The organism is Enterococcus sp. 22-H-5-01 (genome assembly GCF_050310005.1).
In the GTDB taxonomy this organism is placed as follows: Bacteria; Bacillota; Bacilli; order Lactobacillales; family Enterococcaceae; genus Enterococcus_A; species Enterococcus_A hailinensis.
Genome location: NZ_CP189993.1, coordinates 1,003,479 through 1,025,000 on the forward strand (window position 1 = coordinate 1,003,479; position 21,522 = coordinate 1,025,000).

The following is a 21,522-nucleotide window of genomic DNA, read 5'->3' on the forward strand; positions in this document are numbered from 1 at the left end:
TTCCAGCAAGTTTGCTAATAGTAAACTTCTTGTTTAATAGCACCATTCAAGTATACGAACTTTGATTTAAAAATCAAGCATTCTGAAAGATTTTTATTATTCAAATTTTGCTTTAGCACAGGAAAAGAAATTTGCTTTTTCTTCCATTTCAGCTAAGATAATAGTAACGAATTTTTTTATATTTAAGGAGGAACGTATACATGACTTACCGCCGTTTACGCGTCAGCAATGAGGATACTTTTAAAGCTGAAATCGAAGCTTTTTCTAAACCTGAGATTGCCGATAATGAAGTTTTGATTGCCGTGGATTATTCTGGTATCAATTACAAAGATGCTTTAGCCACTCGTCCGAAGACCGGTGTCTTACGCGAATACCCGATGACACCAGGAATCGATCTCGCCGGTACGATCATTGAATCAAAAGATGAGCGATTTGTCAGCGGTGAGGCTGTTTTAGTGACTGGTTATGGTTTAGGTGTCAAACAAGATGGCGGCCTCAGCGATCTCCAGATCGTTCCAGCTGATTGGGTAGTAAAACGTCCAAAAAATTTATCTGCTACACAAGCAATGACGTTCGGGACTGCTGGTTTTACAGCCGCTTTAGCAGTCCAGGCACTTTTATCTCATGGATTAAATGCATCGAGTCGTGTATTAGTGACGGGAGCAACGGGTGGTGTTGGTAGTTTTGCGCTACATTTTCTAAAACAATTAGGTTGCCAAGAAGTGATCGCACTTAGTCGAAAAGAAAAGCAAGCGGACTATTTAAAATCATTAGGCGCAACAAAAGTTATCTCGCCCACAGAATTGTTTCCAGAGAAAAGCCGTCCTTTAAATAAACAATTATTTGATTTCGCCATCGATACTGTTGGAGCAGATACTTTGGCTCAAATTTTGCCATTTATTAACTATGCCGGTAGCGTTGCTCTTTGTGGAAATGCTGGCGGTATCCAATTAAATACAACCGTTCTCCCTTTTATTTTACGAGGTGTTAATCTCTTAGGAATTGATTCTGTCGAAGCATCGATGGAAGAACGTCAAAAAATTTGGAAAAAAATGACCGATGAATGGCTACTACCAAAAAATATGCAAGTAAATACGATCGCACTTGATCAAGTGCTTGAAACAGCTGATGCTTTATTGGCTGGAAAACATATTGGACGTACAATCGTCGCCTTAGGAGGAAAAAAATAGTGAGAATCCTGATTACTTCAGGTGGTACATCCGAAAAAATCGATGATGTTCGTGCCATTACCAATCATTCTAGTGGAAAACTAGGCAAGGCGATCGCGGAAAGTTTTGCTAAAGATGATACAACCATCGATATGATTACTACAAAACAAGCAGTTCAACCTGTGGGAAATACGATCCATCCTTACTATATTGAAACAACTTTAGAGCTCGAACAAACCTTAAAAGAATTGATGACTACGCATTCTTATGATGCTGTGATTCACAGTATGGCTGTCAGTGATTTTACACCTGAAAGTTCGGTTACGATAGAAGATTTAGAAATAGTGATCGCTTCTAAGCCTAGTGACCTCCCTGCCGCTTTAACAACAATCGAAGCCGAGCGAACTGAGAAAAAAATCTCTTCAGATACTGACCATTTAGTGATTGTATTAAAGAAAAATCCAAAAATCATTGGGTTGATCAAACAACTACAACCAGAAACAATTTTAGTCGGCTTTAAATTATTAGTCGATGTCCCGTTAGTAGAATTATTGAACGTCGCCAAAAAAAGCTTGGAAAAAAATCAAGCCGATTTTATCTTGGCCAATGATTTGTCAGAAATCAGCGGTGAAAAACATCATGGCTACTTGGTCAATCAGCAGCATAAAGTCAAAGAAGCTCATACTAAAACAGAAATTGCTGAATTGATCAAAGAGGAAGTCATGAAATTGGAGGAAACAAAATGAAAACGATCCTATTAGGAGTCAGTGGAAGTATCTCGGCTTATAAAGCCGCCGATATTACCAATGAATTGACCAAAATGGGTTACCAGTTAGATGTCATTATGACAAAAAGCAGTACAGAATTTATTACGCCATTAACGATTCAGTCTCTTTCACATCGTCGTGTCCACTTAGATGTAATGGCTGAGCCCGATGCAGCATTGATCAATCATATTGCATTAGCAAAAGAAGCCGACTTATTTTTAGTCGCTCCGGCTTCTGCAAATACGATCGGTAAATTAGCTAATGGGATCGCTGACGATTTATTATCGACGGTTGCATTGGCCCTATTACCAGAAACACCAAAATTTATTGCTCCAGCGATGAATACATATATGTATCAAAATCCGATCGTTCAAAAAAATTTAACTACATTAAAGGAAGTCGGATACCAAGAGATCGAACCCCGTGAAGCCTTATTAGCATGTGGCGATTATGGTCGCGGCGCATTAGCCAATGTTTCAGAGATCGTTCATCTGATCAATACGGCCTTAAAGGAGTAACTTATGAAACAGACAAATGTTAGAAGTTTTACATTAACCGCGATGTTTTTAGCAATCATGATCTTATTAGCTGCAACACCGCTTGGTTTTATACCGATCGGACCGATCAATGCAACAACGATGCATATTCCCGTGATTATTGCTTCGATCATTTTGGGTCCTCGTATCGGAGCAGGTCTAGGCACTATCTTTGGCGTGATCAGTATGATTCGCTCGACGGTCATTATCACACCAATGTCCTTTGTCTTCTCGCCATTTATCGCCAATCCGTTAACCAATCATGGCGACTGGCGTGCAGTGATCATCGCGATCATTCCTAGAATCTTGATTGGTGTGGTTCCTTATTATGTTTATAAAGGACTGCGTAAACTATTAAAAGAAAAAGCGATCCCAGTTAGTCTTTTTATAGCTGGTATGGCCGGCTCATTGACTAACACGATTTTAGTCATGAATCTAATTTTTATTTTCTTTAAAGATAGCTACGCAGATGTATTACAGGTTGCCGCTAATGCCGTATATAGTGTTATTCTAGGAATTATTTTCGGTAGTGGATTAGTCGAAGCTGCCGTAGCCGGAATAGCAACAATGGCTGTTTGTACCGTCTTGCTTCGTTTGATGAAAAAATAAAAAAATGCTTGATAAGAATCACACGATTCCTATCAAGCATTTTTTATTTTGGTTCTTCCCCTAAAATACGGACTTCCGTTTCTAAGGCTACATCAAATTTTTCTTTGATTGTTTTTTGGATATGAGCGATCAGTTCTAAATAGTCAGTAGCTGTTGCATGATTGATATTTACAATAAATCCGGCATGTTTTTCTGATATTTGCGCACCGCCCCAAATCAATCCTTGCAATCCAGCATCTTGAATCAATTTACCAGTAAAATGACCGACGGGACGTTTAAAGACACTCCCACATGATGGATATTCTAATGGTTGCTTCAATTCTCTTAATTCTGTCAATTCCGCCATCCGTTTTTCGATCTGAGCATGATCACCGTGAGCTAAATTGAACGTGGCACTCAAAACGATCGCTGGCTGTTCTTGAATCGCTGAATGACGATAAGCAAAATTCATTTTTTCTTTGGTCCAAGTTTCAAAATTTCCACCTGCTAATAAAACATCAACCGATTCAAAAACATCTTCTAGTTGACCATCGTAAGCACCAGCATTCATAAAGACTGCCCCTCCGATACTTCCTGGAATACCACAAGCAAATTCAAAGCCGGTCAATGAATGGTCCAAGGCAACATATGTTGTATCGATTAATTTTGCGCCAGCTTGCGCAGTGATTTTTGTTTCGTCAACACGGATCGTGGTCATGTCGGTCAACATGATCACCACACCGCGGATACCACCATCTTTTACGATCAAATTGCTTGAATTTCCTAGTACGATCCAAGGAAGATCATTTTCGCGACAAAAATCAACTAATTCTTTAACTTCTTGGTTATCAGTAGGAAAAGCTAAAGCGTCAACGGGCCCGCCAGTTTTAGTAAAAGTATAATTCATTAAAGGTTCATCCAAAAGGATTTTCAAATTAGGTAATGTTTCTGTTAACTTAGTTATTTTCACTTTGATAAGCCTCTCTCGTTCAATACGGGTAAATTTTCAAACGTCTTTGCTATTTTAGCACGCTCAAAAAAAACTTACCACCCTTTATAATACATGTCGTAGATGCTGCTCTAACATTTTCTCACACAATTCATGACTCAATAGAATATTCTTTTGACGTAGATCATTGTCAGCGCCATCAAGTGCTGCTAAAAAATGTGTAACTAATTGTTCAAACCCGCGTTTTTCTAAAGTTGTCGTCCAATCTCCGAATTTTTGTATTTCGGCCATCTGCCCTTTTTTAATCGTTAGATCGGTTAATTGGTCCAAAATCATTGTTTGTTCTGCGGAACTTACTTGGTAACGTTCCATTTTTCCGCCGCTCATCAGATCCATCGATAACAAGCATTCACTAGTAGCTGTGGACAATTGCATCTGCGCGTATGTCATTAATCCAGCCTCTTCGCGAATCTTTGATTGGACGGATAAAATTTCATCATCCAACAAATAAACAGCCGTGTCTACTAAATGAATAAACAAATCGTAGATACCGTATTGTGTCGCCATCGCATGATTCGGTTCATTCTTTTCTAGATGGATCACTCGTTTTTGCGGTAGCTGTTTCAATTGCTCAACCATGGGAGCAAAACGACGATTAAAGCCAACCATGAATAAGATTTTTTTTTCGTTTGCTAATTCATGTAATTGACGAACTTCGGCAAAATTTTCGCTGACGGGCTTGTCCATAAAGACTGCTACTCCTGCTTCTAAGCATTTTTTAGCAATCTCAAAATGAACTTTAGTCGCTACGTGAATAAAACAAGCTTCGATGTTTTGTGCGATCAATTCATCAATTGTTGAAACTGTTTCTTCAAAATGATACTTTTGGGAAATTTCTTTCCTTACTGCTTCATTGCGCGTCGCAAAAATAAAGGTCGTTTTCTCTCTTGATTTTGCATAGGTCGGTAAATAGGCTTTTTGAGCAATCCCACCAATGCCAATAACGCCAACTTTCATATCTAAAAACTCCTTCTATCATTTTATTTAGTTGTATACTACTTTCATCTCAACTCTAGGTAGTCAAAGCAATGTTTCTTTGCTTTCTGACTTTTTTTCGTTACAATTGAAGCAATTAAACGTATTCATTTGAAAAATGGAGGAAAAAACATTGAAATTAATTTCTTGGAACGTCAACGGTCTACGTGCTGTTATGAAAAAAAATTTTATGGAAGTTTTTAACGAATTAGAGGCTGATTTCTTTTGCTTGCAAGAGACAAAACTTCAAGCAGGCCAAATCGAAATGGACTTGCCTGGTTATTATCAATATTGGAATTATGCCGAAAAAAAAGGTTATTCTGGAACTGCAATCTTTACCAAGCATGAACCGATCAGCGTAAATTATGGCCTAGGTATTGCAGAACATGATCAAGAAGGTCGTCTCATCACCTTAGAATATCCTGAATACTATGTCATTACTTGTTATACGCCCAACTCACAAAGTGAATTGAAACGTTTAGATTATCGGATGACATGGGAAGAAGCTTTTCTAACCTATCTCAATCAACTAAAAGAAAAGAAATCGGTCATTTTCTGTGGTGACTTGAATGTCGCACATGAAAAGATTGATTTAAAAAACTGGAAAACCAATCAAAAAAATGCTGGTTTTACACCCCAAGAACGTGAAAAATTCAGTACCTTATTAGAAAGTGGCTATCTTGATACGTTCCGTTACTTTTATCCTGAGCAAGAAGGTATTTACTCATGGTGGAGCTACCGTTTCAACGCCCGTAAAAATAATGCCGGTTGGCGGATCGATTACTTCGTTGTCTCGGATAATCTAAAAGATCAACTGCAAGATGCCAAAATCCATACAGAGATCATCGGCAGCGACCATTGTCCAGTTGAACTAACGATCAATCTTTAAAATTTCTCAAGTTTTTCTGACTAGTCTTTTGCCGTTAAACAAATTATGCCAAAATAATGGCAAAGAGGTGAAACGATTGAACTTTATTGCAATGGACTTTGAAACAGCGAACTATCAATCCCACAGCGCTTGTTCATTAGCATTAGTAATGGTAAAAAACAGCCAGATCGTTGGTGAATACTATTCTTTGATCAAACCGGAAACAGATTTTTTCTGGAAAAACATCCAAATTCACGGTATTCATCCAGAGGACGTAGCAAAGGCACCAAAATTTCCTGAAGTTTGGCAAGAAATCAAACAATATTATCAAGAAAATCGGTTGATTGTTGCTCACAATGCCGGTTTTGATACCAAAGTATTGGCAGGCTGTCTTGATTATTATCAGCTAGAACAGCCTTCTTACCTTTCACTTTGTACCGTTCGAACCAGTAGACGCTTGTTCCCTGAAATGGCCAATCATCGGTTAAATACGGTCTGTGAAAAACTCGCGATTCCTTTAGAAAACCATCATGATGCTTTGGAAGATAGTCGAGCTTGTGCCAAAATCCTACTCTATCAAGAGAATCATTTTGGCGTCGACCCATTAAAAAAATTAGTCTTGCCCATGTAAAGGTTTATTCTTAAGCGAAGCAGACTGCTTCGCTTTTTTAATCGATCAATTTGCTCATTAATAATACATCAATATAATTTCCTTGCTGATCACATGCTCCGCGTTTCATCACTGCTTCAGTTTCAAATCCAAATTTTTGATACAAATGAACAGCTCGTTCATTTCTTTTTTGGACTGTTAATTCTAAACGACGTAAGGGTGATTGTTCTTCGCTCCAATAGATCAATTCATCTAATAGAGCTGTTCCTAAACCAATTCCCCAAAATTCTTTTAATACGCTAATTCCGATTTCGCCGATATGAGCAATAATTTTTTCTGCTCCTGCTTTGATAGAGGACATCCCGACAATTTGCTCATCAGCTAGTGCTAACAGTAGTATATTATTTTCACTTTCATATAAATCGGCTAATTGCAGCTGTAGTAATTCTTCTGTCAAACCTAATCCAGTTTCATCCATGATTAAAAATTCGGTTTCTTTTGCAATTTGACGACTGACTTTTTGTATTTCTGCTGCATCATCAGGAATTGCTTCTCTTAAAGTGATCTCTACTTCACTCATCAGCTTTCCCACGCTGCTAAAATTCTTGCTTGGAAATGTTCAGCTCGTTTCCCTTGAGCTAATAATTCTACTCGTCGCATTGTTTCATCTTGGTCATCTTTTGATAAGATCAATTCAAGATAATCTTCTGGTAAAAATTCTCCCAATTGTTGTCCCCATTCGATCACCGAAAGACCCTCACCTTCAAAATAGTCATCTAATCCTAAATCATCTGCACCTGATTCAATACGATAAACATCCATATGATAAAGAGGCATCCGGCCTTGTTGGTATTCACGAATAATCGTATAGGTAGGACTTTTGATCATTTGATCGATCTCCATACCTAGGGCAATGCCTTTAGTCAAAGTTGTTTTTCCTGCACCTAAATCGCCGGTTAAAACTAAATTATCACTTGGCTTAGCGACAGCACCAATGATTTTTCCTAATTTTTCAGTTGCTGTTGTATCGACTAACGTTATCACGTGTCTCCCCCTTTTTCTATTACTCACTAAGTATAACGATTTGTCTCCATAGAGAAAAGAAAAACATGCCTCGATCCTTTTGTGCCTTCATGTTTAAATTTGAGACAAAAGAAAAAGAGCTACCTCGAGGATAGCTCTTGAGATTCCAATGATTAATTCATCAATGTCTGAGCTGCAGTGATGATTGATAACTTATAGACATCTTCTTCGTTACAGCCACGAGAAAGGTCCGAAACTGGTTTATTCAATCCTTGTAGAACTGGTCCGATAGCTTCAAATCCACCAAAACGTTGAGCGATCTTATAACCAATATTTCCTGATTGTAATTCTGGGAAGACAAAGACAGTTGCTTGTCCGGCTACTTTTGATTCTGGTGCTTTTAATTGGGCAACGCCAGGGATATAAGCTGCATCAAATTGTAGTTCACCATCGATTAAGTATTCAGGTGCTAAGTCTTGTGCAATTTTAGTTGCTTCAGCGACTTTTTCTACTTCAGGCGCTTTCGCAGACCCTTTCGTTGAAAAACTCATCATCGCCACTTTAGGCTCAATATCAAATAGTTCAGCTGTTTTTGCTGATTCGACTGCAATTTCAGCTAGCTCTTGCGCATTTGGATTTACATTGATCGCACAATCCGAGAATAAATATTTTTCTTGATCTCGACCACGTACCATTAGGAAAGCACCACTCGTACGGCTAACACCTGGTTTTGTTTTAATGATTTGTAACGCTGGACGAACAGTATCGCCTGTCGAATGAATAGCACCAGAGACCATACCTTCTGTGATTCCCATATAAGTAAGCATCGTACCAAAATAATTTTCGTCCTTAAGAATCTTTTCAGCATCCTCTTTGCTGACTTTGCCTTTACGGCGTTCAACAAATACTTCTACCATTTCATCCCAGCGATCAAAATGATCTGGGTCAATGATCGTGAAGTTATCTAAAGCGATTCCACGAGCACCCGCAGCTTTTTCAATTTCAGCTAAATTGCCGATTAGGACTGGTTCAACTAATTCTTCTGCTTTTAAGCGAGAAGCGGCACCTAAAATACGAGCATCTGTTGCTTCAGGAAATGCCACTTTGATGTTGCGACGAATAATCTTAAATTTCAAACTATCAAATAATTCCACGATTAAAACCCTCCAGATATTTATTTCCTATTAATCATACAACAATTCAAGTCAAAAGAAAAGGACAGAGTAAAAACTCTGTACTACTAATTAAAATCTAATAACTAAAGATAAAAGATGTTTTTATAAAATGTCTATATAACAGAAACCGGTATCACTTTAAACTGTTTCAGGTAACTGCCAATCAATGGGTTTCTCACCCCATTCAGTTAAAAACTTGTTTGTTTGTGAAAAAGGTTTTGTTCCAAAAAAGCCTCGATGTGCAGACAATGGTGATGGGTGAACGGACTTGATGATCGCATGCTTAGTCATATCGATCATTTTTATTTTTTCTTGCGCGGGTTTCCCCCACAAAATAAAAACAATCGGTTTTTCCCGTTCATTCAAGCGTTGGATAATTACATCCGTTAGTTGTTCCCATCCTTTTCCTCGATGAGAATACGCTTGACCTTCCCGTACAGTCAAAACGGTATTCAATAACAGTACACCTTGCCTTGCCCAACTGATTAAATTCCCATGTCGAACTGCTGGTATATCTAGATCACTCTCTAATTCTTTATAGATATTTCTTAGTGATGGCGGTATTTTAACTCCTGGTTGAACTGAAAAAGATAAGCCGTGCGCTTGATTTACTCCATGATAAGGATCTTGACCTAAAATAACTACTTTCACATCACTGTAAGGTGTTAATTCGAGGGCTTCAAAAATATGATACATATCAGGATGGATCTTTTGAGTTTGGTATTCTTGTTTTAAGAATTCTCGTAATTGTAAATAATATGGTGCTTGAAATTGGTCAGCCAGAACATTTTGCCAATCATTATGGATGATTTCCTTCATCTTGCACACTCCTATTCTTTTTGCTCGATAATGATCGTTTTTAACATTATCAGTACAGTTATTTTAAAAGTAGACTGACACGTGCCTAATTCTTTATAAAGAATCAAAACGAAGTCGTTTTCCGCTTTGAGAATATGGTACACTAACTATGACTGATAAGAAAGCTAGGTGAATAATTTTGATAAAACTCATTGCCTCTGATATGGACGGTACTCTGTTAAACGATCAATTACAAGTTTCGACTAAAAATATCGAAGCCATTCAAAAAGCTCAAGCACAAGGAATCGAATTTATTACCGCTACTGGACGTGGTGTCAGCCACGCTATCATCTCCTTGGATCGTGCCAATATCCATGTGCCGATGATTCTCTTAAATGGCGCTCAAGTAGTTAATGCTCAACGTGAAACGATTTTTACGATTCCCATTGGTAAAGAACGGACAAATGCTGTTTTAGATGCTCTAGATCGTGCAGATCTTTATTACGAAGTTTTTACTGCCGAGCATGTCTATTCTGAGAACCAGCCGGAACGAATCGATTTTATCTCAGGACACTTGCTAAAAAAGGTTCCTGGATTATCCAAAAAAATGGCAATTGCAGTTTCCTCTGAACATTTAGCATTAACGCCATTAACGTATGTAGACAATATCCGTCAAGTCTTGAAAGAAACGGATGAAGAAGTGTTAAAAATTATTGCCTTCGATAAACATGGACCTGATACGCTTAAAGCAGCAACTTTAGAGTTAGAAAAAATTGGCAACTTAGCGATTGCGGCTTCTGAGTTGACAAATATCGAAATCAACCAAGAAGATGCTCAAAAAGGTATCGCTTTGAAACAATTTGCTGAACAACGTGGTTTTACTGCTGAGCAAGTCATGGCAGTTGGAGATAATTTTAATGATTTGACAATGTTAAGTTATGCAGGCGAAAGTTTCGCTATGGGCAATGCAGTTGATGAAATCAAACAAGTCGCAAAACATGTCACTGATACAAACGAAGACAATGGTGTAGCCACGGCAATTGAACGGGTCCTTTCTGAAGAGCTATAATTAGAAGGTGTGAATCAAGAATGACCGAATTTTTTATTCAAGAGAAACAACTAAGCTCGGTAACTCGAACTATCGTCAAGGACAATAAAGGCAAGCCTTTATATCTGATGGTCGGTCACTGGGGACGCAAAGGAAATGTCTTATCGCTTTATGCAATGGATGGGCAGATCGTTGCGTATATTAAACAAGCTAGCGTTATTTTAGGACGTAAATTTGAGATCTATTATGAACAGACAAGAGTAGGCATTTTGCATAAAATTTTTCATTGGCCTGGAGATTTTTATTATATCAAACAGCTGCATTGGGCTGTCTATGGAGATATTTATAACCACAAATACAAAATCAACCATTTCAATCAAAATGTCATGACGATGGATAAAGCCACCTTACTAACAGGTGATTATTATGTATTAGACATCGCAAATCCATCAGATGCGCCCGTTGCTATTTGTGTAGCGGCCGTCATGGATTATTGGCTTTACAATCGTAATAAGCAAACAGAAAATGAACCTACTTTTGAAGTAACTTTTTCTCAAAATTAAAACAGCAAAGCCAAATTGGCTTTGCTGTTTTTTTAACTACGATCTCGAGGTTTTACTTTACGTTGCATGTGATCATACAAATGCCCGCTGATCGTTATTTCGCCCACATCTTTAAATCCATCACGTAAATACAAACGTTTAGCATTAGGATTTCCACGATCAACGTTCAACCCGATCGTTTCTTGTCCTTCATGTGTTGCTAAGCGATCCACTGCTGTCAATAATTTCGAACCAATTCCTTGACCGCGGAATCTTTCATCTACTGCAATCGAATCTAAATACCATTCATTCGGGAATGCTTCCGGATCAATAAACATTTTGATATTTTCATCTAATCCTTGAGCAGCCAAGTATTTTTCCAATGGCAAATCAATGATCGGTTCTTGTGTTGCGGGATAGCCAAACACGGCCCCTGCGATTTCTCCATCAATTTCTTCTACTAGTCCACGAGCATAGCCATAGCGATATGTTGGATCAGCCACACAGGCAGCAATCACTTCTAATGCTTTTTCTTCTCCGAATTCATCTAAGAAATCTAATTCCATATCTTTTAAAATAACCAATACTAACTTAGCTACTGCTGCGCCATCATCTTTTTTTGCAAATCTAATCATTTGAATGCCTCTCTTTTAATAACATTAATATCTATTTTATAGTGTAACACGAGAATTATTTTTATGAAAGTCACCTGACTATATAATTTAGATAAGATTTGCTATGATACTTTTGGGAGGAAAGAAAATGAAAAAAGGACTAAAGATTATTCTCACCTGTTTATTGGTAGTCGTTTTAATCGTGGGCGGCTACTTGCTCTATCTATTTATCAGTTACGATCGTTTGCCCGATGATTTGACTCTGAAACCCGAAAATCAAAATCAAACAACTTTAAAAACACAAAAAAAATATCGAGCAATGAGTCATAATATCGGTTATGGCTCTTATCCACCAAGTTACAGTTTCTTTATGGATGGCGGCGACTATTCTCGAGCTTACGATCAAAAAACTGTGAAAGAAAACATGCAAGGAATCGTCAAAACAACGAAGGAACTTGACCCGACGCTCGCTTTTTATCAAGAAGTAGATCAAGATGGCGACCGTTCACAACATGTTGACGAAGTTGCGTGGTTAAAAACGCATTTAAACAGTTACAATAGTTTATATGGACAAAATTATGATTCTGCCTATTTATTCTATCCCTTTGACCAACCCATCGGCAAAGCTTCTTCCGGATTAGTCACTCTTAGTAAAGCGAAAATCACTAGCAGTCAGAGATACTCTTTACCTATTGAAACAAATTTCAATAAATTCTTTGATTTAGACCGGGCCTTCACAGTAAGCCGAATACCTGTTGCTAATGGTCGTGAATTTATTGCAATCAATACGCACTTATCTGCATTTACGAAAGATCGTTCTATCCAAACAGCTCAGTTGAAAAAAATCTTTGCTGTGATGGAATCAGAATACAAAAAAGGCAATTATGTGATGGTTGCTGGAGACTATAACCATGACGTATTAGGCAATAGCCCTGATGTTTTTCATACAAGTAAAAAAAGAGAGACTTGGACACATCCTTTTCCTAAAGAGGAATTACCTGACGGTTTTCAAATCCCGGTAGGAAACTTGGCAGAGGAAAAAATCCCCTCAGCACGTGCCCTAAATGAGCCTTATCAAAAAGGCAAAACGATGACCACTTTGATCGACGGTTTCATTCTTTCTGACAATATCACAGTTGATGATATCCATGTAAAAAATATGGAGTTTCGTTACTCTGATCATAATCCGATCTACTTAGATTTTAGTCTTAAATAATAATAAAAAAGGGCATTCAAAATTAATGAATGTCCTTTTTACTGATTATCCCGAATGATCGTCCAGCCATTTGTCCGACTGTTTTTTGCGGCTCTCTCTGCATCTAAAGCTTTGCAGTAAACAGTTGTCATTTCTTCAGCTAATTCTGCTTTGATCAATTGTTCTGTCCAAAATGCTTTTTCTTTTAACGGTAAATAATCTAGCTCATGAATTTTCCAGATATAAGAGCGCAACTGTTCAAATAATTTTTGTTGGATTATTTGTAATTGATATTCACCATCATCAATTATTCTGACTAGCTCATCTAATTCTGAATAGGAATCACTTTCAACTACTTTTTGACGATAAATTTCTTTCGTCTCTTCCGTACTATAGATTAATTCTGCTATTTTTAGATTGATCCTTGCTTGAATTTTCTTCATGAACAACTGATCTTCCGTTTTGATTTGCTCAGGAGATTGTTTCATTGTCTTAGTCACATTTCCTTTTCATAAAAAAGCAATCACTGAAGCAATCTGCCTCAGTGATTATTTTTATCCTAAATAGAATATTTTTTCTTCAATAAGGCAGCACCTGAAAGTCCGATCAACCCCATACCCATTAAGGTCGCTGCTAGACTCTCTGCTTCACCAGTCTGGGGCAGCTCTTTTGTCGAATCAGCCTTTACTTTTTTATATTCTTTGATATAGCTATTTTTAGCAATTGTTGCTACCGTACCACTACTTGAATTGCTGTTACCCTTACCAGTATTTTGATTATTATTCTGTGTCACGATAGTTGTTCCTTTATTAGAATCTTTGTTTTCCGTTGTAGTTCCTTCTTTTGGTTCCTCTTTTGGTTCCTCTTTTGGTTCTTCTGTCGTTCCTAATGCGAATCCTACTTCATAACCTTGTTGGTAACTTTCGCTTTTACCGATATTTGGATTCTTTTGCTGGGTCAATTTGATATCATTGAAGCCTACTTTCAAACCTGCTAAGTAATCGATTGCCGCTTCTAACTCCATTGTCTTTTCTTTGATTGCTGTTTTAGCTTCGGTAATTTCTTCTTTCAAAGCTACTAAGTTTTCTTTGATTTCTTTGATTTCTTTTTCAATTCTTTCAATCTCGGCATTTGCTTCTGTTAATTCTGCTTCTTTGACTCCTACTTTTGCTTGTGCTTCATCAATTGTAGTTTGTAAGTTGGCTAATCCTTCAGAACTTTCTTCGATTGCTGTTTCTGCTTCTGCTTCTGCTGTAACAGCTACTTGATTTTGACGTGCTTGTTCTAATACATCCTGAGCTTCATTCATATCGGCAATTTTTGCTACTTGGTTCGCATAAGCCGCTTCACGTAACTGTTCAGCTTCTTCAATCAGCTGGTTTGCTTGATCTTTAATTGCTTGAGCTTGAGCAATTTTTTCATTCATAGCCTGATCGGTCGTTTGTTTTTCAGCTATTTTTTGTTGATAATCATTTTCCGCACTGATTTTGGCTGCCTCCGCAGTTGCAGCAGCAGCTTGAGCAGCAGCGTTTCGATCATTTTCGGTAGAAATCGCCGTATTAAATGTCATTAAACGATAATTGATAAGTTCTAACTCGTTGTGAGCATTATCTAATTCAGCTCGTTTAGCTGAATAATTCGGATCACCCGGGGTCATTCCAGTTAATTCAGCTGTCAATTCTGTAATTTTTTGTGTTACTTGCGACTTAGATTCTTCAAGTGCATTAATTTCCGGAGTGACATACGCTAGTAACGCATCGTAAACTTGTTGTGCCCTTTGTGCTGCTGATTGGGCATCATCAGCTATTGTTTGTGCATCTTCAAACGCTACAAGAGCTGCATCTACTGCCGCTGCTGCCGTGTCTTTTGTTGCATTTGCATCCGCAATTATTCCATCTTGAGCATTGATAGTTTGTATAACTCTTTGTAGATTGACTTCTGCTTCTTGAATCAGTCTTTCTGATTCATAAAATTCAGCCACCGCTTGTTGATGTGCTTCCTCTGCAGCTTGAACTTTGGCATTTGCATCTTCGATCTCTTTTTGTTTTTTTGCTACTAGTTCATCATGTTTAGCTTGTTTTTTTGCAAAATCATCTTGAGCTTTTTCTAAGGCTGATTTTGCATCATCGACTGCAGCTTGTTTTTCTGCAATTTTTTCTGCAATAACTTTTAATTCGTTTTCGGCCATTCGCACCTTATCATCATGCGATTTTTGCGCTGTTGCTAAGGTTTGTTTTTCCGTTTCTAGCGCTGCGGAAAGCTCTGGAATCCTTTCTTTTGCTGCTGCTAATTCTACTTTCAATGCGCGAATTTTTTCTTTCGCATCCTTGATGGCTTGTTTTTCTGCCGCTTTTAATTTCACTACTTTGTCTTTTACGGCTGCCAACTCTTCTTTTGCTTGTTGAATAGCAGCAATTGCTGCATTTTCCAATTCCATGTATTTCTTTTCATCATATACGTAAATAAGCGTTTTCATTTTTTGCGTTACTTTAATCGGGGAAACCTCTTTTGCCTGTATAGTTAATGGTGCCGCTGCCATAGAACTTAATGTTGCTGAAACAACTAATGATTGTAAAAAAACTTTTTTCTTCAAATTTTATCTCTCCTTTTTTTAAACTCCAACATCACTTGCCCAATAGTCTTCAAAATTATTGGTTTCATACCCCTTCAACAGTTGTCAACCATACATTTGAAATGACTATTTTCAATCCCTACCAATTCTGTATAAAATCGACCATCTAAAAAAATAAAACAACCCTTTTAATAACACTATGGATTATATCATCTTTACATTACTTAATAAAGTTCTCTTTTTAAATTTATTTTTCAAAACTAAATACCTTTATTTATTGGCATTATTAATCAAATTAAATATTTATTCTTCAATAATAAAATTAAATAAGATAACAAAAATAACGAGAGATTAAAATTAATAAACAAATAAAAATATGGAGATATACCAATCTTATTTTTTCTGAAAACCATAAATAGAATTTTTTTATTTTTTATAAATTATTTGAATGTTTGCATACAAAAAAAGTAGGAACGATCTAAAAACAGATCCTACCTACTTTTTAATTATCCTTGTCGAATATTTTTTATAATCATTTCTGCTTCAGCTAAATTCATTTGCTTGGCACTTCTTAAAGCCTTTGAGACCTCAGCGATCTCGTTTTCCTTAGCACCAGCAGTAATTGCTAGTGAACGACTTTGCATCGCCATATGACCCTTTTGAATACCATCTGTCACTAAAGCTCTCACTGCTGCTAAATTTTGAGCTAATCCAACAGCAACAATGATTTCACTCAGTTCAGCTGCACTATTTATATCTAGCAGTTTCAAACTCGTTTGAGCTTTAGGCAAGACTTTTGTTGCGCCGCCTACGATTCCGACTTTCATAGGAATAGCTAACTTGCCATACAATCTTGTTCCTTCTATCCACCACTCAGTCAATCCTTGATAGTGGCCGTTACGCGCTGCATAAGCATGGACAGCTGCCGCTACTGCTCGCGTATCATTTCCAGTTGCTAATACGACAGCATCAATTCCATTCATGATTCCTTTGTTGTGTGTTGCCGCACGATAAGGATCTAATTTACTAAACTCGCTAGCTGCAACAATCTTTTCTGCAACATTTTCTCCAATAACATCCAGTGGAATCTCACATGTAGCTTCTACTATTGATTCCGTAGCATAGTTACTTAAAATACTAAACAAAACTTCTGCATCTGGTAACATCTGTTGAATTTTTCGGGCTACCGCTTCGAGGATCGTATTTAGAATATTGGCACCCATCGCATCTAAGGTGGCAACAGATAAATCAATCGATAAATAGCCTTTTTCAAAATTTCTAATGGCTAAAGACCGTAGTCCACCACCACGCCGATATATCGATGGATAGCTTTCTTCAGCTACCTCAAACAGCTCTTTTTCATTTTTTAAAATTAGTTGACGATAGTAATCTGCTTCTGCGACATTTCGTAAAACGATTTGACCGATCATTTCTTGATTGACTACTCTAGTCTTGAAACCGCCGGCAGCTGCAACGATTTTGCCCGCATTGCTTGCTGCTGCGATTACAGAAGGTTCTTCCGTTGCCATTGGGATAAGTTTTGGGTTTCCATTAATAATAAAATTTTGTGCTAAACCCAATGGTATAGAGCATTCGCTGATTTGATTCTCAATTAAATTATTCGCTATTTTAGCAGGTAGCACTGTATCCATACTCAGTTGTGCTGCCTCTTTTGCTGAGAGGCGATTTTCTTTGACTAACTTAGCTAAACGTTCAGATTGTGTCATCTGATAAAATTTTTTTTTTGCTCTTTCTTGAGATTTAGACTTTTTTAGCATCAATGCTAAACCCAGCCCTCCGCCGATACATAAGCTGGCGATACCGCGTTGTTTATCTTCTTGATACAACTCAGATAATAGCGTTGTTACGATGCGTGTACCACTAGCACCGATCGGATGACCTAAGGCAATCGCACCACCATAGACATTTACTTTTTCAGCTGGTAGTTTTAACTCCTTCAAAACAGCGACTGAGGCTGATGCAAAGGCTTCATTAATTTGAAATAGGTCGATATCTTCAATTGAATAATCCGTTTTCGCCAGCAATTTGTTGATCGCAAAAATTGGTGCTACCCCCATAATACTAGGATCGATACCAACTTCACTATATCCCTCAATAACTGCTAAATAATCTAAATCATGTTCCATTGCATAAGATTTAGCAGCTAATACTACTGCAGAAGCACCATCATTAAGAGTTGAAGCATTCGCCGCACTGACGACACCGTCCTCTTTAAAAGCTGGTTTTAGAGAACTGATTTTTTCTAACGTTGTATCCGCACGAATTCCTTCGTCTTCTGTAAATAGGCTTCCATCACTAAGAGGAACTCCTACGATCTCAGAATTAAATTTGCCATTTTCACGAGCTGCTGCTGCTTTCATTTGAGAGTCAAATGCATACTGATCTTGCATCTCACGTGTAACGCTGTATTCGACTGCTACTTTTTCAGCTGTTAAGCCCATGTGCTTACCGCTAAAAGCATCTGTCAAGCCATCATAAATCATACTTGATTTTGGTTCTTGCCATTCTTGGGTTGAAAAATCAAAACTTGTAACTTTAGGTGCTTGAGACATATTCTCTGTACCGCCAGCAACTACGACCTTGGCATCCCCCAATAAAATTTGCTGCATCGCGAAGATTATCGATTTCATCCCTGATCCACAAACTTCATTGATTGTGGTTGCTGGTACTTCCTGCGGTACCCCAGCTTTTATAGCCGACTGACGAGCAACATTCTGTCCATTTCCAGCCTGTAAAACATTTCCCATAAATACTTGTTCCACTTGCTCAGGTTTTAGCTCCGAACGTTTGATGGCTTCTTCTATTACAATAGTACCGAGTTCTACAGCTGAAACACTAGCTAATTTACCTTTATATTTGCCGATTGGTGTTCGAACTGAACTTAAAATGACTACTTCTTCCAACGGGGCACCTCCAATTTTTCATTAAAAATCACGCATAAGTGTAGCATAGATAGTTTTATAATTTCTTAAGATTCAAACTACCTAATTATAACCTTTCTATGATATATTTACTTTTGGGATAAAAATATCTTTTATTTACATAAAGTACAAATGAAAGAACTGTATAAAATGAAAATGAAGATTCATAAAAAATGGATTTTAAAATAGAATTTAGGGGGAGCAATATGAAGATAGGGATTGATAAAATTGGTTTTCACGTGCCAGAATATTTTTTAGATATGACTGATTTAGCCAATGCGCGTGAAACAGATCCTAATAAATTTCACATTGGCTTAGGACAAGATCAAATGGCGATCATTCCTGCCACACAAGATATCGTTACACTAGGAGCGAGTGCTGCTGCGAAAATATTGACTGATGAAGACAAGCAAAGCATCGATATGGTGATTGTTGGGACAGAGTCTAGCACCGATTTTTCAAAATCAGCTGCTTCTATCATCCATGACTTATTAGCTATTCAACCTTACGCTCGATCTTTTGAAATCAAGCATGCGTGTTACGGAGGTACTGCTGCATTACAACAGGCTCATGACTATGTAGCCCTTCATCCAGATAGAAAAGTTTTAGTTATTGCTACAGATATTGCCAAATACGGTTTGAATTCTGGTGGCGAACCAACACAAGGCTGTGGAGCAGTGGCTATGTTAGTGACAAATGACCCACATATTTTAGCCTCCAATGACGATAGTGTCTTCTATTCAGAAGATGTCTATGATTTTTGGCGACCTGCTGGACATGATTATCCTGAAGTCGATGGACATTTATCAAATCAAATCTATATCGACTCTTTTACCCGTATTTGGGAGCAAAATAAGATAATCAATCATACGACAAGTTCTGATTACGCTGCACTGACTTTCCACTTACCTTATACAAAGATGGGGCGTAAAGCTTTACGTGCGATTTTTCCTGAAATGGATGAAACCGAACAACAACGACTCGAAGCACGTTATGATGAAGCAATTTTATACAGCCGTCAAGTGGGTAATCTTTATACAGGCTCCCTTTACTTAGGGCTGATTTCATTATTAGACAACAGTAAATTAACGAGTGGTGATCGGATTGGTTTGTTCAGCTACGGTTCTGGCGCAGTCAGTGAATTCTTTTCAATGACTTTGATGGAAAATTACCAAGACTATTTGAACGTTGAAAAAAATAAAGCTTTATTAGCTGATCGGACAGCATTGACGATTGAGGCTTATGAAAAAATGTTTAGTGAGAAATTACCCGTTGAAGAAAAAGAATATCATTTTAATGATGCTACACCTTTTGCTATCAATAAAACAAAAGGTTTCATTCGCTACTATAACAAGTAAAAAAAGACAGCTTAACGGCTGTCTTTTTTTTATATTTTTTCAATTATTATTCATGCTATAATTCATTTATTAAAGGAGGCAATTTATTCATGAATATTTTATATATATCGATTTCAGGAAATACTCGTGCTTTTGTAAAAAATTTAGCTATTTATGCTGAAGAACAGCATCAACTGGATGCAACCAATCCTTTGATAACTTCAAAAGAAATTTCTGATAATAGTCCTTTTGAAATAGAAAATGACCCTTTTTTCACTTTTGTTCCTACATATCTCGAAGGTGGTAATGGGGTTGATAATGGGGATACTGAAATTTTAACTGAAGCTATGCGAGATTATTTAGAGTATGAAGATAATTACAAAAATTGTTTAGGTGTCGTTGGCAGTGGCAATAAAAACTTTAATTACCAGTACTGTTTAACAGCCAAACAATACAGTGAAACTTTTAAATTTCCATTTATTGCTGATTATGAACTTCGTGGAACTAAAGTCGATTGTCAACGAGTGTATCAAGCATTGAAAAACTTAAATTAGATTTTCCCTCATTGTTTTATTGACTTTTTATCATTTTTAGCGCATTCTTTAAAAAACTCTTTTATCCATCGAAAGGCGTGTTGAAATGAAAAAAGTGGCAATTATTGGTGTAGGTCATGTCGGTAGTACTACTGCTTATACCCTGATTTCAAAAAATATTATTGATGAATTAGTACTGTTTGATTCAAATAGAGATCTAATTCAAGCTGAAATAAATGATTTACTTGATGGACAGATGGAACAAGAACATCAAGTAAAAATAATTGCTCCCGATTTATCTGAGCTAGCTGATACTGACGTTATCATCTTTTCAGCTGGGGATATCTCTCTTGTTAAAGGTAACCCTGATCGATTCGCGGAATTAAATTTAACAAAAAAAATTGTTGAAGAATGGGCTCCTAAAATTAAAGCTGCTAATTTTTCGGGAATCATTTTAAATATCACCAATCCTTGTGATGTTGTCACACAGTACTTACAGGAATTAACTGGATTTCCTAAAGAACGAGTTCTTGGTACGGGAACTTCTCTAGATACTAGCCGAATGAAACATGCAGTTAGCACACACTTAAATATCCATCCATCTGCAATTTCTGGTTATGTCATCGGAGAACATGGAGAAAGTCAGTTTGTTGCTTGGTCTACTGTTCAAATAGCTGGATGCCCAATTAAAGATTTACTAAATGATCAAGTATTAAAACAATTGGATACAGACGCACGTAACGGTGGCTGGGTTACTTTCAAAGGAAAAGGCTATACTTCTTACGGCATAGCGATCCAGGCAGCAAAAATTACTCAAGCTATCTTAAATAATAACTGTCTGATCGTTCCTGTTACTCATTATCATCCAGATGAGAAGTGTTATGTTGGTTCGCCAGCTAAAATAACTAAGAATGGCCTTGATGAGAGCTATACTCTTGCACTTTCTGAATCAGAAAAAGAAAAATGGCATCATACGATAGAAACTATTCATTCAATGTATTCTACTATCTGACTAAGTCAAAAATAAAAAGTCATCCGTAAAAAAATTAGATTTTTACGGATGACTTTTTTTATTTGAATTCTATTAATGTGGCATTTGGCGTACGGTATTCAAAAACTTCTTCATTTTTTAAAGGTTCAAAATAATTTTTAATAGCTCGGATAACTGAATTATGACATACCAATAAATATACGTTCTCAGGATCCTCTTCAATTTCTTTT

At 37.2% G+C, this 21,522-nt stretch carries 23 protein-coding genes (1 of these 23 cut by a window edge); 12 read left to right on the top strand and 11 right to left on the bottom strand.

Annotation, left to right across the window (positions count from 1 at the left end; translation table 11 throughout):
* Positions 1-200 precede the first annotated feature (200 nt).
* The 4 genes from ACQKTA_RS05180 to ACQKTA_RS05195 are packed head-to-tail and all read left to right on the top strand — an operon-like array spanning position 201 to position 3,081.
* Positions 201-1,190, top strand: coding sequence for an acryloyl-CoA reductase (locus tag ACQKTA_RS05180; RefSeq protein ID WP_427814438.1), 990 nt, complete (start codon positions 201-203; stop codon positions 1,188-1,190).
* On the top strand, positions 1,190-1,915 hold the full coding sequence (locus tag ACQKTA_RS05185) for a phosphopantothenate--cysteine ligase (RefSeq protein ID WP_427814439.1): 726 nt from the start codon (positions 1,190-1,192) through the stop codon (positions 1,913-1,915). The genes ACQKTA_RS05180 and ACQKTA_RS05185 overlap by 1 nt, the downstream gene beginning before the upstream one ends.
* Positions 1,912-2,454: a phosphopantothenoylcysteine decarboxylase gene (gene coaC / locus ACQKTA_RS05190; protein ID WP_427814440.1), complete on the top strand. Its 543-nt coding sequence runs from the start codon at positions 1,912-1,914 to the stop codon at positions 2,452-2,454. Before ACQKTA_RS05185 ends, coaC begins: the two co-directional genes overlap by 4 nt.
* Positions 2,455-2,457: 3 nt before the next feature.
* The gene (locus ACQKTA_RS05195) at positions 2,458-3,081 is read left to right on the top strand and encodes an ECF transporter S component (RefSeq protein WP_427814441.1); all 624 of its coding nucleotides are present in this window, start codon (positions 2,458-2,460) and stop codon (positions 3,079-3,081) included.
* A 43-nt stretch (positions 3,082-3,124) separates the two neighbouring features.
* On the opposite strand, the gene murB is transcribed toward ACQKTA_RS05195, so the two are convergent.
* Complete coding sequence (gene murB, locus ACQKTA_RS05200) at positions 3,125-4,030, bottom strand: UDP-N-acetylmuramate dehydrogenase (RefSeq protein WP_427814442.1); 906 nt, start codon at positions 4,028-4,030, stop codon at positions 3,125-3,127.
* An 84-nt stretch (positions 4,031-4,114) separates the two neighbouring features.
* Complete coding sequence (locus tag ACQKTA_RS05205) at positions 4,115-5,026, bottom strand: Gfo/Idh/MocA family protein (RefSeq protein ID WP_407856256.1); 912 nt, start codon at positions 5,024-5,026, stop codon at positions 4,115-4,117.
* Between the two features lie 151 nt (positions 5,027-5,177).
* On the opposite strand from ACQKTA_RS05205, the gene ACQKTA_RS05210 reads away from it, so the two are divergent.
* Together ACQKTA_RS05210 and ACQKTA_RS05215 are read left to right on the top strand one after the other, a co-directional pair.
* Positions 5,178-5,933, top strand: a complete 756-nt coding sequence (locus ACQKTA_RS05210; protein WP_407856255.1) for an exodeoxyribonuclease III — start codon at positions 5,178-5,180, stop codon at positions 5,931-5,933.
* A 76-nt stretch (positions 5,934-6,009) separates the two neighbouring features.
* The gene (locus ACQKTA_RS05215) at positions 6,010-6,543 is read left to right on the top strand and encodes a 3'-5' exonuclease (RefSeq protein WP_332580310.1); all 534 of its coding nucleotides are present in this window, start codon (positions 6,010-6,012) and stop codon (positions 6,541-6,543) included.
* A 37-nt stretch (positions 6,544-6,580) separates the two neighbouring features.
* Here the strand turns inward: ACQKTA_RS05215 and ACQKTA_RS05220 are convergent, their stop codons facing one another.
* The 4 genes from ACQKTA_RS05220 to ACQKTA_RS05235 form a co-directional block, all read right to left on the bottom strand.
* Entirely contained in the window at positions 6,581-7,102 is a 522-nt protein-coding gene (locus tag ACQKTA_RS05220) for an N-acetyltransferase family protein (RefSeq protein WP_427814443.1), read from the bottom strand.
* Positions 7,102-7,566 (bottom strand): tRNA (adenosine(37)-N6)-threonylcarbamoyltransferase complex ATPase subunit type 1 TsaE, encoded by a 465-nt coding sequence (tsaE, locus tag ACQKTA_RS05225; protein WP_332580312.1) that lies wholly within the window; start codon positions 7,564-7,566, stop codon positions 7,102-7,104. Before tsaE ends, ACQKTA_RS05220 begins: the two co-directional genes overlap by 1 nt.
* A 152-nt stretch (positions 7,567-7,718) precedes the next feature.
* Entirely contained in the window at positions 7,719-8,699 is a 981-nt protein-coding gene (gene pta / locus ACQKTA_RS05230; RefSeq protein WP_071858568.1) for a phosphate acetyltransferase, read from the bottom strand.
* Between the two features lie 159 nt (positions 8,700-8,858).
* Complete coding sequence (locus tag ACQKTA_RS05235) at positions 8,859-9,539, bottom strand: uracil-DNA glycosylase (RefSeq protein ID WP_427814444.1); 681 nt, start codon at positions 9,537-9,539, stop codon at positions 8,859-8,861.
* Positions 9,540-9,717: 178 nt separating this feature from the next.
* Between ACQKTA_RS05235 and ACQKTA_RS05240 the strand changes: the two genes are divergently transcribed.
* Together ACQKTA_RS05240 and ACQKTA_RS05245 are read left to right on the top strand one after the other, a co-directional pair.
* Positions 9,718-10,587 (top strand): Cof-type HAD-IIB family hydrolase, encoded by an 870-nt coding sequence (locus ACQKTA_RS05240; protein WP_427814445.1) that lies wholly within the window; start codon positions 9,718-9,720, stop codon positions 10,585-10,587.
* A 20-nt stretch (positions 10,588-10,607) separates the two neighbouring features.
* On the top strand, positions 10,608-11,129 hold the full coding sequence (locus ACQKTA_RS05245) for an LURP-one-related/scramblase family protein (protein ID WP_332580315.1): 522 nt from the start codon (positions 10,608-10,610) through the stop codon (positions 11,127-11,129).
* Between the two features lie 32 nt (positions 11,130-11,161).
* Here ACQKTA_RS05245 and ACQKTA_RS05250 read toward each other — a convergent pair whose 3' ends face one another.
* Positions 11,162-11,743: a GNAT family N-acetyltransferase gene (locus ACQKTA_RS05250; RefSeq protein WP_427814446.1), complete on the bottom strand. Its 582-nt coding sequence runs from the start codon at positions 11,741-11,743 to the stop codon at positions 11,162-11,164.
* Positions 11,744-11,870: 127 nt separating this feature from the next.
* On the opposite strand from ACQKTA_RS05250, the gene ACQKTA_RS05255 reads away from it, so the two are divergent.
* A complete protein-coding gene (locus ACQKTA_RS05255; RefSeq protein WP_427814447.1) occupies positions 11,871-12,938 on the top strand; it encodes an endonuclease/exonuclease/phosphatase family protein in 1,068 nt (355 codons plus the stop codon).
* 38 nt (positions 12,939-12,976) lie between these two features.
* Here ACQKTA_RS05255 and ACQKTA_RS05260 read toward each other — a convergent pair whose 3' ends face one another.
* The 3 genes from ACQKTA_RS05260 to ACQKTA_RS05270 all read right to left on the bottom strand — a co-directional run bounded on the left by ACQKTA_RS05260 (position 12,977) and on the right by ACQKTA_RS05270 (position 18,413).
* Positions 12,977-13,405 carry a hypothetical protein gene (locus ACQKTA_RS05260; RefSeq protein WP_427814448.1) on the bottom strand — a complete coding sequence of 143 codons (429 nt, stop codon included), beginning with the start codon at positions 13,403-13,405 and terminating at the stop codon, positions 12,977-12,979.
* A gap of 71 nt (positions 13,406-13,476) precedes the next feature.
* Positions 13,477-15,510: an LPXTG cell wall anchor domain-containing protein gene (locus tag ACQKTA_RS05265; protein ID WP_427814449.1), complete on the bottom strand. Its 2,034-nt coding sequence runs from the start codon at positions 15,508-15,510 to the stop codon at positions 13,477-13,479.
* A 485-nt stretch (positions 15,511-15,995) separates the two neighbouring features.
* Complete coding sequence (locus ACQKTA_RS05270; protein WP_427814450.1) at positions 15,996-18,413, bottom strand: hydroxymethylglutaryl-CoA reductase, degradative; 2,418 nt, start codon at positions 18,411-18,413, stop codon at positions 15,996-15,998.
* A gap of 224 nt (positions 18,414-18,637) precedes the next feature.
* On the opposite strand from ACQKTA_RS05270, the gene ACQKTA_RS05275 reads away from it, so the two are divergent.
* From ACQKTA_RS05275 to ACQKTA_RS05285, 3 genes are all read left to right on the top strand, one after another.
* Positions 18,638-19,789 (top strand): hydroxymethylglutaryl-CoA synthase, encoded by a 1,152-nt coding sequence (locus ACQKTA_RS05275; RefSeq protein WP_427814451.1) that lies wholly within the window; start codon positions 18,638-18,640, stop codon positions 19,787-19,789.
* An 89-nt stretch (positions 19,790-19,878) separates the two neighbouring features.
* Positions 19,879-20,322 (top strand): class Ib ribonucleoside-diphosphate reductase assembly flavoprotein NrdI, encoded by a 444-nt coding sequence (gene nrdI / locus ACQKTA_RS05280; RefSeq protein ID WP_427814452.1) that lies wholly within the window; start codon positions 19,879-19,881, stop codon positions 20,320-20,322.
* A gap of 85 nt (positions 20,323-20,407) precedes the next feature.
* Positions 20,408-21,313 carry a lactate/malate family dehydrogenase gene (locus tag ACQKTA_RS05285; RefSeq protein WP_427814453.1) on the top strand — a complete coding sequence of 302 codons (906 nt, stop codon included), beginning with the start codon at positions 20,408-20,410 and terminating at the stop codon, positions 21,311-21,313.
* A 58-nt stretch (positions 21,314-21,371) separates the two neighbouring features.
* Here ACQKTA_RS05285 and ACQKTA_RS05290 read toward each other — a convergent pair whose 3' ends face one another.
* On the bottom strand, positions 21,372-21,522 hold the end of the coding sequence (locus tag ACQKTA_RS05290; RefSeq protein ID WP_427814454.1) for a histidine phosphatase family protein. It continues 392 nt past the right edge of the window; 151 of the gene's 543 nt are visible here — the last part of the coding sequence; its start codon lies off the right edge, out of view; it ends in the stop codon at positions 21,372-21,374.

Coding starts and splice junctions, on each gene's coding strand:
- ACQKTA_RS05180 (WP_427814438.1), top strand. CDS start 201: ATGACTTACCGCCGTTTACGCGTCAGCAATGAGGATACTTTTAAAGCT.
- ACQKTA_RS05255 (WP_427814447.1), top strand. CDS start 11,871: ATGAAAAAAGGACTAAAGATTATTCTCACCTGTTTATTGGTAGTCGTT.
- ACQKTA_RS05235 (WP_427814444.1), bottom strand. CDS start 9,539: ATGAAGGAAATCATCCATAATGATTGGCAAAATGTTCTGGCTGACCAA.
- ACQKTA_RS05220 (WP_427814443.1), bottom strand. CDS start 7,102: ATGAGTGAAGTAGAGATCACTTTAAGAGAAGCAATTCCTGATGATGCA.
- ACQKTA_RS05275 (WP_427814451.1), top strand. CDS start 18,638: ATGAAGATAGGGATTGATAAAATTGGTTTTCACGTGCCAGAATATTTT.
- ACQKTA_RS05260 (WP_427814448.1), bottom strand. CDS start 13,405: ATGAAACAATCTCCTGAGCAAATCAAAACGGAAGATCAGTTGTTCATG.
- nrdI (WP_427814452.1), top strand. CDS start 19,879: ATGAATATTTTATATATATCGATTTCAGGAAATACTCGTGCTTTTGTA.
- ACQKTA_RS05205 (WP_407856256.1), bottom strand. CDS start 5,026: ATGAAAGTTGGCGTTATTGGCATTGGTGGGATTGCTCAAAAAGCCTAT.
- ACQKTA_RS05250 (WP_427814446.1), bottom strand. CDS start 11,743: ATGATTAGATTTGCAAAAAAAGATGATGGCGCAGCAGTAGCTAAGTTA.
- ACQKTA_RS05245 (WP_332580315.1), top strand. CDS start 10,608: ATGACCGAATTTTTTATTCAAGAGAAACAACTAAGCTCGGTAACTCGA.
- coaC (WP_427814440.1), top strand. CDS start 1,912: ATGAAAACGATCCTATTAGGAGTCAGTGGAAGTATCTCGGCTTATAAA.
- ACQKTA_RS05195 (WP_427814441.1), top strand. CDS start 2,458: ATGAAACAGACAAATGTTAGAAGTTTTACATTAACCGCGATGTTTTTA.
- ACQKTA_RS05285 (WP_427814453.1), top strand. CDS start 20,408: ATGAAAAAAGTGGCAATTATTGGTGTAGGTCATGTCGGTAGTACTACT.